General features: G+C 67.9%; 8 protein-coding genes and 2 pseudogenes. 4 read left to right on the forward strand and 6 right to left on the reverse strand.

Features of this window, described 5'->3' with window-relative positions:
* The first annotated feature begins 86 nt into the window (after positions 1–86).
* Together BXA03_RS24065 and BXA03_RS26405 are read left to right on the forward strand one after the other, a co-directional pair.
* Positions 87–8,639 carry a glycoside hydrolase family 94 protein gene (locus BXA03_RS24065; protein ID WP_076511716.1) on the forward strand — a complete coding sequence of 2,851 codons (8,553 nt, stop codon included), beginning with the start codon at positions 87–89 and terminating at the stop codon, positions 8,637–8,639.
* Positions 8,640–8,724: 85 nt separating this feature from the next.
* Entirely contained in the window at positions 8,725–8,958 is a 234-nt protein-coding gene (locus tag BXA03_RS26405) for a Na+/H+ antiporter NhaA (protein ID WP_076511717.1), read from the forward strand.
* Between the two features lie 543 nt (positions 8,959–9,501).
* On the opposite strand, the gene BXA03_RS24075 is transcribed toward BXA03_RS26405, so the two are convergent.
* The 4 genes from BXA03_RS24075 to BXA03_RS26715 all read right to left on the reverse strand — a co-directional run bounded on the left by BXA03_RS24075 (position 9,502) and on the right by BXA03_RS26715 (position 11,448).
* On the reverse strand, positions 9,502–9,762 hold the full coding sequence (locus BXA03_RS24075; protein WP_083716410.1) for a DUF378 domain-containing protein: 261 nt from the start codon (positions 9,760–9,762) through the stop codon (positions 9,502–9,504).
* Positions 9,763–10,055: 293 nt separating this feature from the next.
* Positions 10,056–10,190 (reverse strand): hypothetical protein, encoded by a 135-nt coding sequence (locus BXA03_RS27465; RefSeq protein WP_255377225.1) that lies wholly within the window; start codon positions 10,188–10,190, stop codon positions 10,056–10,058.
* 268 nt (positions 10,191–10,458) lie between these two features.
* Positions 10,459–10,635, reverse strand: coding sequence for a hypothetical protein (locus BXA03_RS26930; RefSeq protein ID WP_159444749.1), 177 nt, complete (start codon positions 10,633–10,635; stop codon positions 10,459–10,461).
* 582 nt (positions 10,636–11,217) lie between these two features.
* The gene (locus BXA03_RS26715; protein ID WP_143476434.1) at positions 11,218–11,448 is read right to left on the reverse strand and encodes a hypothetical protein; all 231 of its coding nucleotides are present in this window, start codon (positions 11,446–11,448) and stop codon (positions 11,218–11,220) included.
* A 569-nt stretch (positions 11,449–12,017) separates the two neighbouring features.
* Here BXA03_RS26715 and BXA03_RS24085 point away from each other — a divergent pair.
* A complete protein-coding gene (locus tag BXA03_RS24085; protein ID WP_076511719.1) occupies positions 12,018–12,485 on the forward strand; it encodes a GH36-type glycosyl hydrolase domain-containing protein in 468 nt (155 codons plus the stop codon).
* Between the two features lie 85 nt (positions 12,486–12,570).
* On the forward strand, positions 12,571–13,899 hold the full coding sequence (gene nhaA, locus BXA03_RS24090; protein ID WP_200803428.1) for a Na+/H+ antiporter NhaA: 1,329 nt from the start codon (positions 12,571–12,573) through the stop codon (positions 13,897–13,899).
* Here the strand turns inward: nhaA and BXA03_RS27360 are convergent.
* A pseudogene (locus BXA03_RS27360) lies at positions 13,874–14,206 on the reverse strand (IS5/IS1182 family transposase); the annotation flags it as partial. The gene nhaA and the pseudogene BXA03_RS27360 sit on opposite strands and share 26 nt — an antisense overlap.
* Positions 14,207–14,620: pseudogene (locus BXA03_RS27365) on the reverse strand (transposase); the annotation flags it as partial. It abuts the pseudogene before it with no gap.
* Between the last annotated feature and the right edge of the window lie 226 nt (positions 14,621–14,846).

A 14,846-nucleotide genomic window follows, 5' to 3' on the forward strand; every position in this document is an offset into this window, starting at 1 on the left:
CCTTCCACGAGGGCCATATGGCCCATGTACTTCTCGGCGGGTTGATCGCGGGGCCACCCGTGCCCGCGGCGCCCTGAAAGGCGCCCATGCATCCAGTTCTTCAGTTCGCGTTCCAGCGGTCCAGCCGAGGGCCGTGGTCAGACACCCCGCCCGTGCGCGAGGAGTTGTTCGGCATCGAACGCCTGGAGCAGCATGCGCGCAGCCTCGCAGCGGCCCAGCAGGTCACCGCCAATCCGCCCCGGGTGCTTTCGCTGCACAGCCGGTTGCGCGACAACGCCGCCGAACTGCTGCTGGCCTACCGTGCGGGTGCAGCGGAAGTGGCCCAGGGCCGCGGCGTGGTCCCGGCTGCCGAATGGCTGCTGGACAACTACCATGTGGTCGAGGCGCAGGTGCGCGAGATCCGCACCGACCTGCCGCCGGGTTACTACCGGCAACTGCCCAAGCTGGCAGACGGTCCGCTGGCAGGCTATCCACGCGTCTTCGGGCTCGCCTGGGCCTTCGTCGCCCATACCGACAGCCACTTCGACCCTGCCGTCCTGCGCCGCTTCATCGCGGCGTACCAGGAAGTCCAGCCGCTGGACATCAGCGAACTCTGGGCCGTGGCAATCACCCTGCGTATCGTGCTGGTGGAAAACCTGCGCCGGCTGGCCGACCAGATCGCGGCGGGACGCGCTGCGCGGGCCGACGCGCAAAGGCTGGCCGACCGCCTGCTGGCGCCAGGCGGCGCGTATGCGGCGCTGCAGCGGGACATCGATAGCCGTGGGAGGGGCCCGCTGTCCGAGCTGTTTGCCGCGCAGCTCGCCAAACGCCTGCGCGACCAGGACCCTCGCACCACGCCCGCCCTGCAATGGCTGGAGGAACGGCTGGGTCGCCAGGGTTCGGACACAGACCGGGCCATCCTTCATGCGCAGCAGCGCCAGGGTGCCTCCAACGTCTCGGTGCGCAACGTCATCACCAGCATGCGCCTGATGTCGGACGTCGACTGGGCGGATCTGTTCGAGAGCAACAGCCTGGTGGATGCCCGCCTGCGGGCCGGCGGCGCCTTCGCGGCGATGGATTTCCCGACACGCAACCGCTATCGCACCGCGATCGAGCAACTGGCCCGAGGTTCGCCCCTGTCCGAGCTCGCGATCGCTGAGCGGGTGCTGGCGCTGGCTGCGGCGCAGAAGACGTCCGGGCTTCGCGTCCAGGACGCCAGCACGGCAGATCCCGGCTACTACCTGATCGCCGAAGGGCGCAACGCACTGGAGCAGGCCGTCGGATTCCAGCCGCCGCTGGCCGTGCGCATCAACCGCTTCAGCGTCCGCCTGGGGATCGGTGGCTACGTGGCCGCCATCCTCGTGCTGGCAGCGATGCTGCTGGGCCTGGCGTTCTGGGCCGCCTTGGGCACGGGCGCCTCGACGGCCGTTCCCGCCGGGCTGCTGGCGGCGCTTGCGCTGGCCGCATTCCTGCCTGCCACGGAGGTCGCCACGGCCCTTGTCCAGAGAATGGTCGGCTGGCACTCCGGGGCCGTGGGTCTGCCGGCCCTGGCGTTGGCCGACGGGGTGCCTGCCAACCTGCGCACACTGGTCGTCGTGCCCACGCTGCTGTCCAGCGAGGCGGAATTGCGCCGCCACGTCGAGAGCCTGGAAATCCACCATCTCGCGGGCGCGGGCGGCGACCTGTCCTTTGCCTTGTTGTCGGACGGCCTGGACGCGGACACGGAGGTGCTGCCGGGCGACGCCCACCTGATCGGTATCGCACGGGAAGCCATTGCCGCACTGAACCACCGGCATGGCCCGGCTCCGGGCGGCAAGCGCTTCTACCTGCTGCACCGGCGACGCCGGTTCAACGCCGGCGAGAACCGGTGGATGGGGTGGGAACGCAAGCGCGGCAAGCTCCACGAACTCAACCGGCTGCTGCGCGGCGCGACCGACACCAGCTTCATGCCGCCGGATGGCGGCGCGGCCGACAACACGCAGCAGCCCGACATCCTGGCCGGCGTGCGCTACGTCATCACGCTGGACGCCGATACCCGGCTGCCGCGCGATGCGGCGCTGCGGCTGATCGGCAAGATGGCCCACCCCCTGAACCGGGTGCGCTGGAGCGACGCCGAACAGCGCGTGGTGGGCGGCTACGCCATCCTGCAGCCGCGCGTGACGCCGGCGCTGCCGCTGGGCCGCGAAGGCTCGCTCTACCAGCGCCTGTCGTCCGGCCCGGGCGGCATGGACCCTTATGCGGCGGCCGTCTCCGACGTCTACCAGGACCTGTTCGGCGAAGGCTCCTACACCGGCAAGGGCATCTACGACGTCGATGCATTCGAAGCCGCGCTCGCAGGGCGCGTTCCCGAAAACACGATGCTCAGCCACGATCTGTTCGAGGGCGTGTTCGCACGCTCGGGGCTCGCGTCGGACGTCGAGGTCGTCGAGGAATTCCCGGCTCGCTACGACGTCGCCGCGCGGCGCCAGCACCGATGGACGCGGGGCGACTGGCAGCTCCTGCCCTGGGTGCTCGGGCGGCGCTACGCGGGTGCGGCCGTGCCGCCGGTGGGCCGCTGGAAGATGATCGACAACCTGCGGCGCTCCCTGCTGGCGCCAGCCAGCCTGCTGGCCCTGGTGCTGTGCGCCTGGCTGCCCTGGCCCCAGTCGCTGAAGGGCATGGGACTGATGATGCTGGCTCTGGCCGTGCCGGCCTTCCTGCCAGGCCTATCGGGCCTGCGTCCGCCACGCACGGGCATCGGACTGGCCAGCCACCTGCGCCTGATGGCCACCGACCTGCGGATGGCAGCACTCCAGGCGGCCTGGGCGCTGGCACTGCTGCCGGACCAGGCGTGGCGCGCGATGGACGCGATCTCGCGCACCCTCACCAGGCTGTACGTGACGCATCGTCACCTGCTGGAATGGACAACCGCCGCCCAAACCGCCACGCGTCCGCGCCCCGGCATGGCGGGCTTCTATGGTCAGATGGCCGGCAGCCTGCTGCTGGCCGGGACACTGGCGGCGGGCATCAGCGTGTTCGCGCCCGCAGCCTGGCCGATGGCGGCGGGTCTGGCTGCGCTCTGGCTCGCGGCGCCGGCCATGGCCTGGCGCGCCAGCCGCCGCCCGCCCTTGTCGCAGCCCGGCACCGCGGGCGCCGCCGACGCCATGGCTCTGCGCCGCACGGCGCGCCGCACCTGGCGCTTCTTCGAGACCTTCGTGACCCCAGCCGAGCACATGCTGCCGCCGGACAACTTCCAGGAAGACCCCAAGCCAGTGGTCGCGCACCGCACCTCGCCCACCAACATCGGCCTGTACCTGCTGTCGGCGGTGGCGGCCCGCGACTTCGGTTGGGCGGGCGCCGTACAGACCTGCGAGCGTCTGGAGGCGACGTTCGCCAGCCTCCACACACTGGAGCGTTTCCGTGGCCATTTCTACAACTGGTACGACACGCGCACGACCCGAGTGCTGGCGCCAGCCTACGTGTCGTCGGTGGACAGCGGCAACCTGGCGGGCCATCTGATCGCCGTGGCCAACGCCTGCGAGGAGTGGGCGGGCACGCCGCCGCCGCTCGACTGGACGGACGGTGCCGAGGACGCGCTCGCACTGGCACGCGAATCCGCGCTCACCGCGGCGCAGGGCCCGCGCGGCCGGCGGCTGCTGGCCATCTTCGACGAGATCGGCGCCGGCCTCCACGGCCGTGCCGGTCAGCCGGTGCCCGTGCTCCAGCGCCTGGCCGACAGGGCTGCGGAAGAGGCGCGGGCACTGATCCCGGCGGCACAGGCTGAGGGCGACGACCTGTTGTTCTGGACCGAGGCGCTGTCCGGGCGGATCGAACAGCAATCGCGCGATGCCGCCTCATTCGCCGCCACGGCAAGTCCCCTCGACGCCCGCTGGCGGGCCCTGGCGCAGCAGGCGCGTACGCTGGCGCTCGGGATGGACTTCGCCTTCCTGCTGGACCCCGAACGCAAGCTGCTGTCCATCGGTTATGCCGCGACGGAGAACGTGCTCGACGCCAACTGCTACGACCTGCTGGCGTCCGAGGCGCGGCTGGCCAGCCTGTTTGCGATCGCCAAGGGCGACGTGCCCACGCTTCACTGGTTCCGCCTGGGCCGCACCGCCATCCCCGTGGGCCGGGGATCGGCCCTGGTGTCCTGGTCCGGGTCGATGTTCGAATACCTGATGCCCTCGCTGGTGATGCGCGCGCCGGCCGGCAGCCTGCTGGAGCAGACCACCCGCCTGGTCGTGCAGCACCAAGCGGCCTACGGCCAGCTGATGGGCGTGCCATGGGGCATCTCCGAATCGGCCTACAACGCCCGTGACCTGGAGTTCACCTACCAGTACTCCAACTTCGGCGTGCCGGGCCTGGGCCTCAAGCGCGGCCTGGCCGACGACCTGGTGATCGCGCCCTATGCCACCGGCCTGGCCGCCATGGTGGATGCACCGCTCGCGCAGCGCAACTTCGAGCGCCTGCAGGCACTGGGCGCGCTCGGGCGCCACGGTTTCTACGAAGCTTTGGACTTCACGCGCGCCCGCCTGCCCGGCGGCGCGCAGGTCGCCATCGTGCGCAACTACATGGCGCACCACCAGGGCATGACCCTGGTCGCCATCGCCAACACGCTGCAGGGCGCGCGCATGCGCGAACGCTTCCACCGCGAGCCCATGATCCAGGCCTGCGAACTGCTGCTGCAGGAGCGCATGCCGCGCCTGGTCGCCGTCGCGCATCCGCGGGCCGAGGAAGTGCCCTCGGGCGCGGCAGATCCGCACGGCGACCTGCACGCGATACGGCGCATGGACCCTTCGGCGGCGGCGGCGCCCGCCACGCACCTGCTGTCCAACGGGCGCTACGCCGTCATGCTGACCGCGGCGGGCACCGGCTACAGCCGCTGGCGCGACCTGGCCGTGACACGCTGGCGCGAAGACGCGACCCGCGACCAGTGGGGCGCCTACGTCTATCTCCGCGACACGGACAGCGGCCGGGCCTGGTCCGCCGCGGCGCAGCCCCTGGGCGTGACGGCCGACAGCCACGAGGTGGTCTTCGCCGAGGACCACGCCACCTTCACGCGGCACGACGGCAGCCTGACGACCACGATGGAGGTGTTGGTCTCGGCCGAGGCCGATGGCGAAGTGCGCCGCGTCACGGTGGTCAACACCGGCCGCAAGGCGCGGGAGGTCGAGCTCACTTCCTATGCCGAGGTGGTGCTGGCGCCGCCCGCCGCCGACGATGCCCATCCGGCCTTCGCCAAGATGTTCGTGCAGACCGAATACCTGCCCGAGTTCGGCGCACTGATCGCGACGCGCCGCCCGCGCACACCCAACGAACCGCCGGTGTGGGCCGCGCATTTCGCGGTCGTGGAAGGCATGGTCACGGCGCCGGCGCAGTACGAATCGGACCGGGCGCGCTTCCTGGGGCGGGGACGCACGGCCGCCGCGGCGCAGGCCATGGCGGACGGTGCCGCGCTGTCCGGCACGGCCGGCACGGTGCTGGACCCGGTCTTCTCGGTGCGTCACCGTGTGCGCATCGCGCCGGGCAAGTTGGCGCGGCTGGCCTTCTGGACGTTGGTGGCCGCGACGCGCGAAGCGCTGCTCGACCTCGTGGACCAGCACCACGACCGCAGTGCCTTCGAGCGCGCACGCACGCTGGCCTGGACCCAGGCTCAGGTCCAGTTGCGGCACATCGGCATCGAGGCCGGCGAAGCCGCGGACTTCCAGCGGCTCGCTGCGCCGATCCTCTACGCCGACGCGCGTTTCCGCACCCCGTCCGAGGCCATCGCGCGCGGCGCCGGCCCGCAGTCGGGCCTGTGGCGGCACGCGGTCTCGGGCGACCTGCCCATCGTGCTGCTGCGCATTGACGACATCGAAGACATGGCCCAGGTGCGCCAGCTGCTGCGCGCGCACGAGTACTGGCGCATGAAGGGGCTGAGCGTCGACCTGGTGATCATCAACGAGCGCGCCTCGTCCTACGTGCAGGACCTGCAGACCGCCATCGAGACCGCCGTGCGCCGCAGCCAGTCGCGGCCCCGCCTGGACGGCGAGGCGCTGGCGCGCGGCGCGGTGCACACGCTGCGCGCCGACCTGATGGACGCGCCGTCCCGCGCCCTGCTGCAATCCGTGGCCCGCGTGGTGCTCCTGGCGCGCGCGGGCGGCATCGACCGGCAGATGGTGCGGCTGCCCGTGGCGACGCCCACCGCGCGGCCTGTTTCCGAGCCGCCCATGCAGCCGCCAGCCGCCGCGCTGCCCAAGCAGGCACAGAGTCCGGACGCGGCCTCACTGGAATTCTTCAACGGACTCGGCGGCTTCGACCAGAACGGCCGCGAATACGTGACCGTGCTCACCGACGGCCAGACCACGCCCGCGCCCTGGATCAACGTCATTGCCAACCCGGGCTTCGGCTTCCAGGTTTCGGCCGATGGCAGCGCCAGTACCTGGGCCGACAACAGCCGTGAGAACCAACTCACGCCCTGGTCCAACGACCCGGTGACCGACCCGACGGGCGAAGCGTTCTTCGTGCGCGACGAGGCGAGCGGCCAGCTCTGGAGCCCCACCGCGCAGCCGATCCGCGACGGCGGCACCTACGTCGCGCGCCACGGCCATGGCTACAGCCGCTTCGCGCACGAGGCGCACGGCATCGCGCTGGAACTGCTGCAGTTCGTGCCGCTGGAGGACCCTGTCAAGGTCTCGCGCCTGACGCTGCACAACCGCACCAAGCAGACGCGGCGCCTGTCCGTCACGGCCTATGCGGAATGGGTGCTGGGCAGCTCGCGCGCCGCCAGCGCGCCCTTCATCCTGACCGAGGTCGATGCAGCCACCAGCGTCCTGCTGGCGCGCAACCCCTGGAGCACGGCCTTCCCGGGTCGCGTCGCTTTTGCCGACCTCGCGGGCCGGCAGAGCGCCTGGACCGCCGACCGCACGGAATTCCTGGGCCACCATGGCAGCTTGGCGGCGCCGGCTGCGTTGCGCAGACAGACACCCCTGTCCGGCGCGGCCAGCGCAGCGCTGGATCCCTGCGCCGCACTGCAGTGCAGCCTGGTGCTGCGGCCCGGCGAGTCGGTGGACGTGGTCGCCCTGCTGGGGCAATGCGGCAGCACGCAGGAGAGCCTGGCGCTGGCGACCCGCTGGCGCCAGGCCGACCTGGACGCCGAACTGCAGCGGGTGCGGGACCATTGGGACGGCCTGCTCGGCGCCGTGCAGGTGCGCACGCCCGACCGCGCGATGGACATCCTGCTCAACGGCTGGCTGCTCTACCAGACGCTGGCCTGCCGCATCTGGGCCCGCTCGGCCTTCTACCAGGCCAGCGGCGCCTACGGCTTTCGAGACCAGTTGCAGGACGGCATGGCGCTGGCATTCGCGCGGCCGGAAGAGACGCGACGGCATCTGCTGCGCGCCGCGGGCCGCCAGTTCGTGGAGGGCGACGTGCAGCACTGGTGGCTCCCGCACTCCGGTCAGGGCGTGCGCACGCGAATTTCGGACGACCGCGTCTGGCTGGCCTTCGCCGCGGCCAGCTATGTCGCCGTGTCGGGCGATGCGGCGGTGCTGGACGAATCCATCGCCTTCCTGGAAGGGCCCGCCCTGCAGGAGGGTGAACACGACGCCTTCTTCCAGCCCATGCAAGCCAGCGCATCGGCAACGCTGTTCGAGCACTGCGCCCGCGCACTGGACCAGAGCATCGCGCTGACCGGCGGGCTGGGCCTGCCGTTGATGGGAACCGGTGACTGGAACGACGGCATGAACCGCGTGGGTCAGCACGGCCGGGGCCAGAGCGTGTGGCTGGGTTGGCTGCTCGTGCGCACGCTGGCCCTGTTCGGCCCGCTGGCCGAGGCGCGCGACCCGGCCCGGGCCGCGCGCTGGCGCGCCCATGCGCAAACCGTGGCCGCCGCGCTGGAGCGCGAGGCCTGGGACGGCGACTGGTACCGGCGCGCCACCTTCGACGACGGCACCTGGCTGGGCAGCCGCGACAACGAGGAATGTCGCATCGATTCGATCGCCCAGTCCTGGGCCGTGCTCTCCGGCGCGGCCGACCCGGACCGCGCCAGGACCGCGATGGATTCGCTGCGCGCGCACCTGCTGGTGCCCGAGCCGGGCCTGGCGCTGCTCTTCACCCCGCCCTTCGACAGCACCCCTTGCGACCCCGGCTACATCAAGGGCTACCCGCCGGGCCTGCGCGAGAACGGTGGCCAGTACAGCCACGCGGCCATGTGGGCCATCCTGGCGTTCACTCAATTGCGCACTGACCCTCAGGCTGGCAAGCACGCCCATGCGCTGTTCTCGCTGGTCAATCCCATCCACCATGCCCGCACGCCACGGCAGGCGGCGCGCTACCGGGTAGAGCCCTACGTGGTGGCGGCCGACGTGTATTCGGTGCCGCCGCACGAAGGCCGGGGCGGCTGGACCTGGTACACCGGCGCCGCCGGCTGGATGCATCGTGCGGGTGTGGAAGGCATCCTGGGCATTCGCCGCGAAGGCGAGGTCCTGATCCTCGATCCCTGCATCCCCGCCGAATGGCCCGGTTTCGAGGTCCAGGTCGTCCTTGGTACGGCGCGCTACGCCATCCAGGTCGAATCCCCGGGGAGGCGATGCACCGGCATCTCGTCGGCGGTGCTGGATGGCTTGGCACTGGCCTGCGACGGCGGCGCTCTGCGCGTGCCGATCACACCGGGCAAGCATCGATTGGTGGCCACGCTGTGACGAAACGATTTTCCCGATGCCCTCTGGAAAGCTCATGAACCGTTTACGGCCGGCACCCACGGCGCAGGTTCAACTCCCTCGGGCATTGATCGACCGGATCGCCCCGCCCTTTGTCCGCTTTCTGCACATCGAGGCAGCCGGTGGCGCTGTGCTGCTGGTGTTCACCATCGCCGCCCTCTTCCTGTCCAACTCCCGATGGGCAGATGCACTCTTCGGCATTTGGGAAACGCGGGTCGAACTGCGACTCGGGCCACTGGAATTCGGTCGCTCGCTGAAAGGTTGGATCAACGACGGGTTGATGACGCCCGCGAGGCGCTAGCAGCGGGATACCCCGTCAGGCCCCCGAGTGGGCGCCGCGCCATCGCTCGGCAGCGCCCTCGTCCGGCAGGTGGCCACCAATCAGTCGCGCACCGGGGCGGCGGGCGAGGCGGTATCGCCGCCCGCTCCGAGTCGGCTGCGCGAGCGAAGGAGTTCCGCGTAGGCGACGGCATCCTCTAGACGGTCGTAGCGATAGCCGCCGAATGTGTACTGGCGTCCATTGAAGCCGACCGCAAGCGCGCGCAACCGGGCGGCGTCCGGTTGCGCCCCCCCGTGTTGCGATTGGTCGCTCTGTCCACACGGCGTCCAAGACGGTGGGCCAGAGCGGGCAACGTCGTCCTGCGCGACAGATCGCGGGCCTGCACCCGCTGAACCAGTGAAAACGGGCAGAGTATGTCCAACGGAGGGCACCGCGGTACCGAGCCGGCGCATCAGCAGCCATTGCCCAGCGACCCAGAGCATCGGCAGGGCAGCAGCGACGGCAACCATCAGAACCAGATAACCGACCCAGGGCATGGAATGCTCCATTTCTCGATGGAACTGGCTATCCGGCGTCTTTGAACAGCCCCTGGAAGGGAATGCTCAGGAGATACATGCCAGCCGCACCGACGAGCGCGTAAACCGCACGCGCCAGCAGAGGCTGCGCCTCGAAGATGCCTGCCACGAGATTGATGTCGAACAGCCCAACCGCACCCCAGTTCAAAGCGCCGATGACGACCGTCGCCCACGCGAGCCAGTTGAGCGTGCCTAGCGTTCCGATATGGTCGCCGAAACGGAACGGGGACTGCGTCTTGATGATGGACATGGTGTTCTCCTGGAGGTCCGGCCGGATTGATCTGCAGGGCATCAAATGGATGCCCGAATCGCTGAAGGTGGAGTCCGTGCGTCACGGTGCATTCCGACGTGCGAGAAGCACCGAATCGCGCTCGCGCCCCATCATGCGCCGCTGGCCGGACCGCGTCCAGGAATCGATTGACATACCTTTTCCCGGGACATGGGCCGACGGAAGGCGGGCGAGGCGCCCGCGCCTTCTGCCGTCCTCTTGGGCCGTCGTGGCGCATGCCCATCCTGTCTGTACCTGCACGACGACTGGCACCTTCAGGCCGCGAAGTCGAAGCAACCGCCGCCATAGATTGCCAGGTCTCCACCCTTCACGAAAGGCTCGGCAATTGGATTGCCTTCGTTGCGCCAAGCTTCGCGCCGCCAGTAGGCGGCGCGGGCGGTCTGGGCCATGAGATCTTCTTGATGGGCGACGTAGTAGGGAGATCGTGACGCCACTGCTGTTGAGCGTCTAGAGGCTGGGCGCCGGGTTCATGGCGGGCAGTGTCAGGATGAGGCGTCGGAGCGTCGAGCCGAGCCCGGCGATGATTTCTTCCAATGCTTGCGGCAAGTGGTGCGGGCTGCCGTTCGATGCGGTTTCTGCCCTTGCAGTACACGACCTTCGGTTTTTCAGGATGCATCGCCAACCCGCGGTCCGCCAGTCGAGACGCGATGGATCGCATCACGTGCTCCGCCGGCTTCCAACTGCGGCAGTGATCGTGGCGTCCACCACGGTGCCGGTGCGCAGCATCAGGCCGCGCTGGGCGCGACGGGCTTTTCTGGTGGCCAGCACCTGCGGTGCCAGCGCGTGCCTGTCCAGCAGGTGGCGAAAGCGATGGATCATGGTTTCGTCGGGCATGCGCGCGGCGCCCTGCAGCCGGCGAAGCGCCGGTACCGCGGGCGCTCGTACAGTTCTTCTCCCACCGCCGGATCGCTGAGGTTTCACCAAGTTGCCGCCCGCCGAGCGCTTGATGCGCTCAGTGCGCATTAGGCTGGATCAAGCCCGAGTGGAATCTGGCTCATGTCAGCATCCTCGCCGATGCTCGACTACGGCGCCCACCCTACCACGGAGGGTTGTGCAGACTCGCCCTAGGTCCATCCGGGTGCCTCTGTCATCTTCAACCCACCCTACGAAGCCGACTTGACCCACCAGCCACTGTAATTTCACCTGGAAAGATAGGTAAATTTAATCCTAGGTGGTCGTTAGTTTCGAGCGCATGATGACTCACTGCTGCGGCGCAGCCCTAACGATCAAGGAGTCCTCGTGTCACACCAAGTACATCTTGAGTTATCAGAGGGTGAAGACAAAGCCATCTCACACGCGTCACCCACATCGGGGCTTGACCGGTGTCAGACATCTGTTCGATCAGTGCTTGGTGAACTGACCCCATCCATTGCAGCGGACCTGCCGGCGCCTGTGCCAAGCCCTCGCCGCAGCCCTTCAGGGTGCAGCATGGAAGGGGCTGACCAGTCCGAGCAGAACTTTTCCGGATCGGTTGGCGTTGCCAAAAAGATCCCATGCCGGGCCCAGAAACCCCCAGTGCTTCCACGCCAAGCTGCGCTGTTGGTTCGGGCGCGCCGCAAGCTGCCTGAGCTGACCGATCTGGACTTGCTCGATCGGGAGCACGCTGTAATGGCGGTGCGTGGTGCCCTCGACGGTCGATTGACTCACAGCGATGCCGCCAATGCGGCGATCGCAAAGGCAATGACAGAGAACAGTGCTGAGCTGGTGAATCTGTTAGAGGAGCTTGTACTCCGGGCTATTCGACAGTGCAGTGCCGAGTCTCTACGGGGCCACATTTCAACGCTTGCCTAGTGCGCTCTTAGCCGGGCCACGATTTGCCCGCGTTTCTGACCTCTATCGCATTCCAAACATTTCCAATCGCTTCAAGGATCCTGTCATGGCCATCGACTCCCATGGCGAATTAATGAGGTTTCATTGAAGGTCATTCTTTTGCCAGTTCCATGAAGAAAAATGTGCCACTCCCAGAAGAGCCGTCAGAACGTCTTTCGGCTACAGATTCGACAGGTAACGATCAACGCCGGACAAGCGTGTCAGCGATGCTCTGGGGCTGGATAGCGCTGGGTTGCTGCTTCGCAGCCGTGACATCCTTTATTGCGCTTCTGAACTGGCTATTTCCATAGAAAATCATTCACTGTGCCAGCCTATGGCGCAACATGGATGGGGTCGATGCCCTGCCTAAACCTGCGGTCCAGCGTCAACTTGCCTGAAGGCTGATCATGGCGGTCTTGAGACAAGAAAAGCCTGGGCACGGCCATGCGCTGTTCGCGCTGGTCAATCCCATCCACCATGCCCGCACGCCACGGCAGGCGGCGCGCTACCGGGTGGAGCCCTACGTGGTGGCGGCCGACGTGTATTCGGTGCCGCCGCACGAAGGCCGGGGCGGCTGGACCTGGTACACCGGCGCCGCCGGCTGGATGCATCGTGCGGGTGTGGAAGGCATCCTGGGCATTCGCCGCGAAGGCGAGGTCCTGATCCTCGATCCCTGCATCCCCGCCGAATGGCCCGGCTTCGAGGCCCAGGTCGTCCTTGGTACGGCGCGCTACGCCATCCAGGTCGAATCACCGGGGAGGCGATGCACCGGTATCTCGTCGGCGGTGCTGGATGGCTTGGCACTGGCCTGCGACGGCGGCGCTCTGCGCGTGCCGATCACGCCGGGCGAGCATCGATGGGTGGTCACGCTGTGACGAAACGATTGCCCCGATGCCCTCGGGAAAGCTCATGAGCCGTCCACGACCGGCGCCCACGGCACAGGTTCGACTCCCTCGGGCATTGATCGACCGGATCGCCCCGCCCTTTGTCCGCTTTCTGCACATCGAGGCAGCCGGTGGCGCTGTGCTGCTGGTGTTCACCATCGCCGCCCTCTTCCTGTCCAACTCCCCGTGGGCAGATGCCTTCTTCGGCATTTGGGAAACGCGGGTCGAACTGCGACTCGGGCCACTGGAATTCGGTCGCTCGCTGAAAGGTTGGATCAACGACGGGTTGATGACGCTGTTCTTCTTCCTGGTGGCAATGGAACTCAAGCGCGAAGCCGTCCTGGGCGAGATGCGCAATCCCCGCATGGCGGCCTTGTCGATCGCCGCAGCATTCGGCGGCATGGTCACGCCTGCGGCCGTTTACCTGGCACTGCAGTGGGCGCAACCCGGCCAGCACGGCTGGGGCGTCGTGATGGCCACCGACACCGCGTTTGTCATTGCTTGTCTGGCGTTGCTCGGCAAACGCATTCCGCACAGCCTGCGGGTTTTCATGCTGTTCCTGGCAATCGTCGATGACATCGGCGCCATCGTGGTCGTCGCCGTCGGATACAGCCACCACATGGACTGGCGCATGCTCGCCCTGGCGGGTTTATGCATCGGCATCCTGCGCCTGCTGGCTGCCGCCGGCATACGTAGCACCCCGATCTACGTCATCGTAGGCTGCGCCACTTGGCTGGCCATTGATGCATCCGGACTCCACGCCACGGTCACAGGCGTGATCCTCGGGCTGATGACGCCGGCGAGACGTTGGGTGAGCGACAGCCGGCTCTACGCCATCCTGGGACAGGTCATCGCACACCCGGCGGGCAACGACGGCAGCGCTCACACAAGCGACCGCAGCACATTGCGGGCGGCAGAGATTGCCGCGCGCGAGTCGCTCTCGCCCGTCGAGCGCCTGGAGATGGCGCTGCATCCCTGGGTCAGCTTCTGCATCATGCCGATCTTCGCCCTCGCCAACGCAGGCTTGGCACTTTCGTGGACAAGCGCCGCCCAGCCTGTCGCGGCAGCGGTGTTTCTGGGTTTCGCTGTCGGCAAGCCGGCAGGAATTCTTCTTTTCTGCTGGCTGGCCCTGCGTTCTGGGGTAGCGCTACGCCCTCCGGATCTGGGTTGGGGCAGCATGGCGGGCGGCAGCTTCCTGGCCGGCATCGGTTTCACGATGGCGCTGTTCATTGCCAATCTCGCATTGGCCGGCCCGTTGATGAACAGCGCAAAGATCGGGATCTTCCTGGCCTCGCTGTTCTCGGCGGCTGTGGGCTTGGCGTTGCTGGTGTGGAAGCCTCGAACACAGGCTATCGAGTCCGCCCTGAACAATCCCGTTTTCAGCCGCGAGCAGCGCGATTGTTGAGCGCGGGAGCGATCAGCGCGACGACAACCGCCTGCACGGACAGCCCGATCCGGGCGCAATAACGGCGCGATGCGGCCAGGATCAGGCGCAGGTGGTGCCCGGCACCGCACGACACCGCGTGCAGCGCATCGCCCAACGCGCCCTTGAGCGGGTTGGGAGCGAGGCGCCCGTCGACCTTCATGTGCCCGATAGCCGGCTCGATGACGCTTCTTCGCTTGATCATGGCCTTGAGGGTTTTGGTCAGGCCCCGCTTCTGGCCCAAGCGCAGGATGCGCACGCCCTCGATCTGCACACCCTGGGAGCCCTTGCCGGTGCGCAGCATCAGGCCGTGCTCTGCGAGATGGGCATTGATGGTTGCCAGCACCTGCGATGCCAGGGCATGCCGCTCCAGGAGGTGGCGAAAGCGAAGGATCGTGGTCTCGTCAGGCATGCGCGCGGCGCCTTCCAGCCCGGCGAAGCGGCGGTACAGCGGGCGCTCGTGGAGTTCTTCTTCCACGGCCGGATCGCTGAGGTTCCACCAAAGCTGCAGGCAGTGGATGCGCAGCATGGTCTCGATGCCAAACGGCGGGCGTCCGCCGAGCGCTTGGTGCGCACCGCGCGCATAGGGCTGAATCAAGGCCACCAGCGCAGCCCAGGGCACAACCTGGTTCATCTCTTCCAGGAAGACCTCCTTGCGTGTCTTCTTGGGCAACGGCTCAAGACCGAGTGGAATTTGGCTCATGCACGCATCCTCACCGAGGCTCGGCTACGGCGCCGGCCCTATCGCAAGGGGTTTTGCAGACCTTCCCTAACACGCCGAGCGCAGCGACAACTCTAGCGTCGTACTTGCCGCACTATAGAAATTTACACAAATTTCGAGCTATTGAGATACAGCAGCAATGGTCGGTTTTTCTAGGAGCGCGGGGGGCGAGATGCCTTCACCGAACGGCCATGCTCTGGCTAGATTC

It is taken from the genome of Pseudacidovorax sp. RU35E, from assembly GCF_900156165.1.
Taxonomy (GTDB): Bacteria; Pseudomonadota; Gammaproteobacteria; order Burkholderiales; family Burkholderiaceae_C; genus Xenophilus.

Bases quoted from the DNA above. Each gene is read 5' to 3' on its own strand.
- BXA03_RS24065 (WP_076511716.1), top strand. From the start codon at position 87: ATGCATCCAGTTCTTCAGTTCGCGTTCCAGCGGTCCAGCCGAGGGCCG.
- BXA03_RS24075 (WP_083716410.1), bottom strand. From the start codon at position 9,762: ATGTCCATCATCAAGACGCAGTCCCCGTTCCGTTTCGGCGACCATATC.
- BXA03_RS27465 (WP_255377225.1), bottom strand. From the start codon at position 10,190: ATGGCCCAGACCGCCCGCGCCGCCTACTGGCGGCGCGAAGCTTGGCGC.
- BXA03_RS26930 (WP_159444749.1), bottom strand. From the start codon at position 10,635: ATGCCCGACGAAACCATGATCCATCGCTTTCGCCACCTGCTGGACAGG.
- BXA03_RS24085 (WP_076511719.1), top strand. From the start codon at position 12,018: ATGGCGGTCTTGAGACAAGAAAAGCCTGGGCACGGCCATGCGCTGTTC.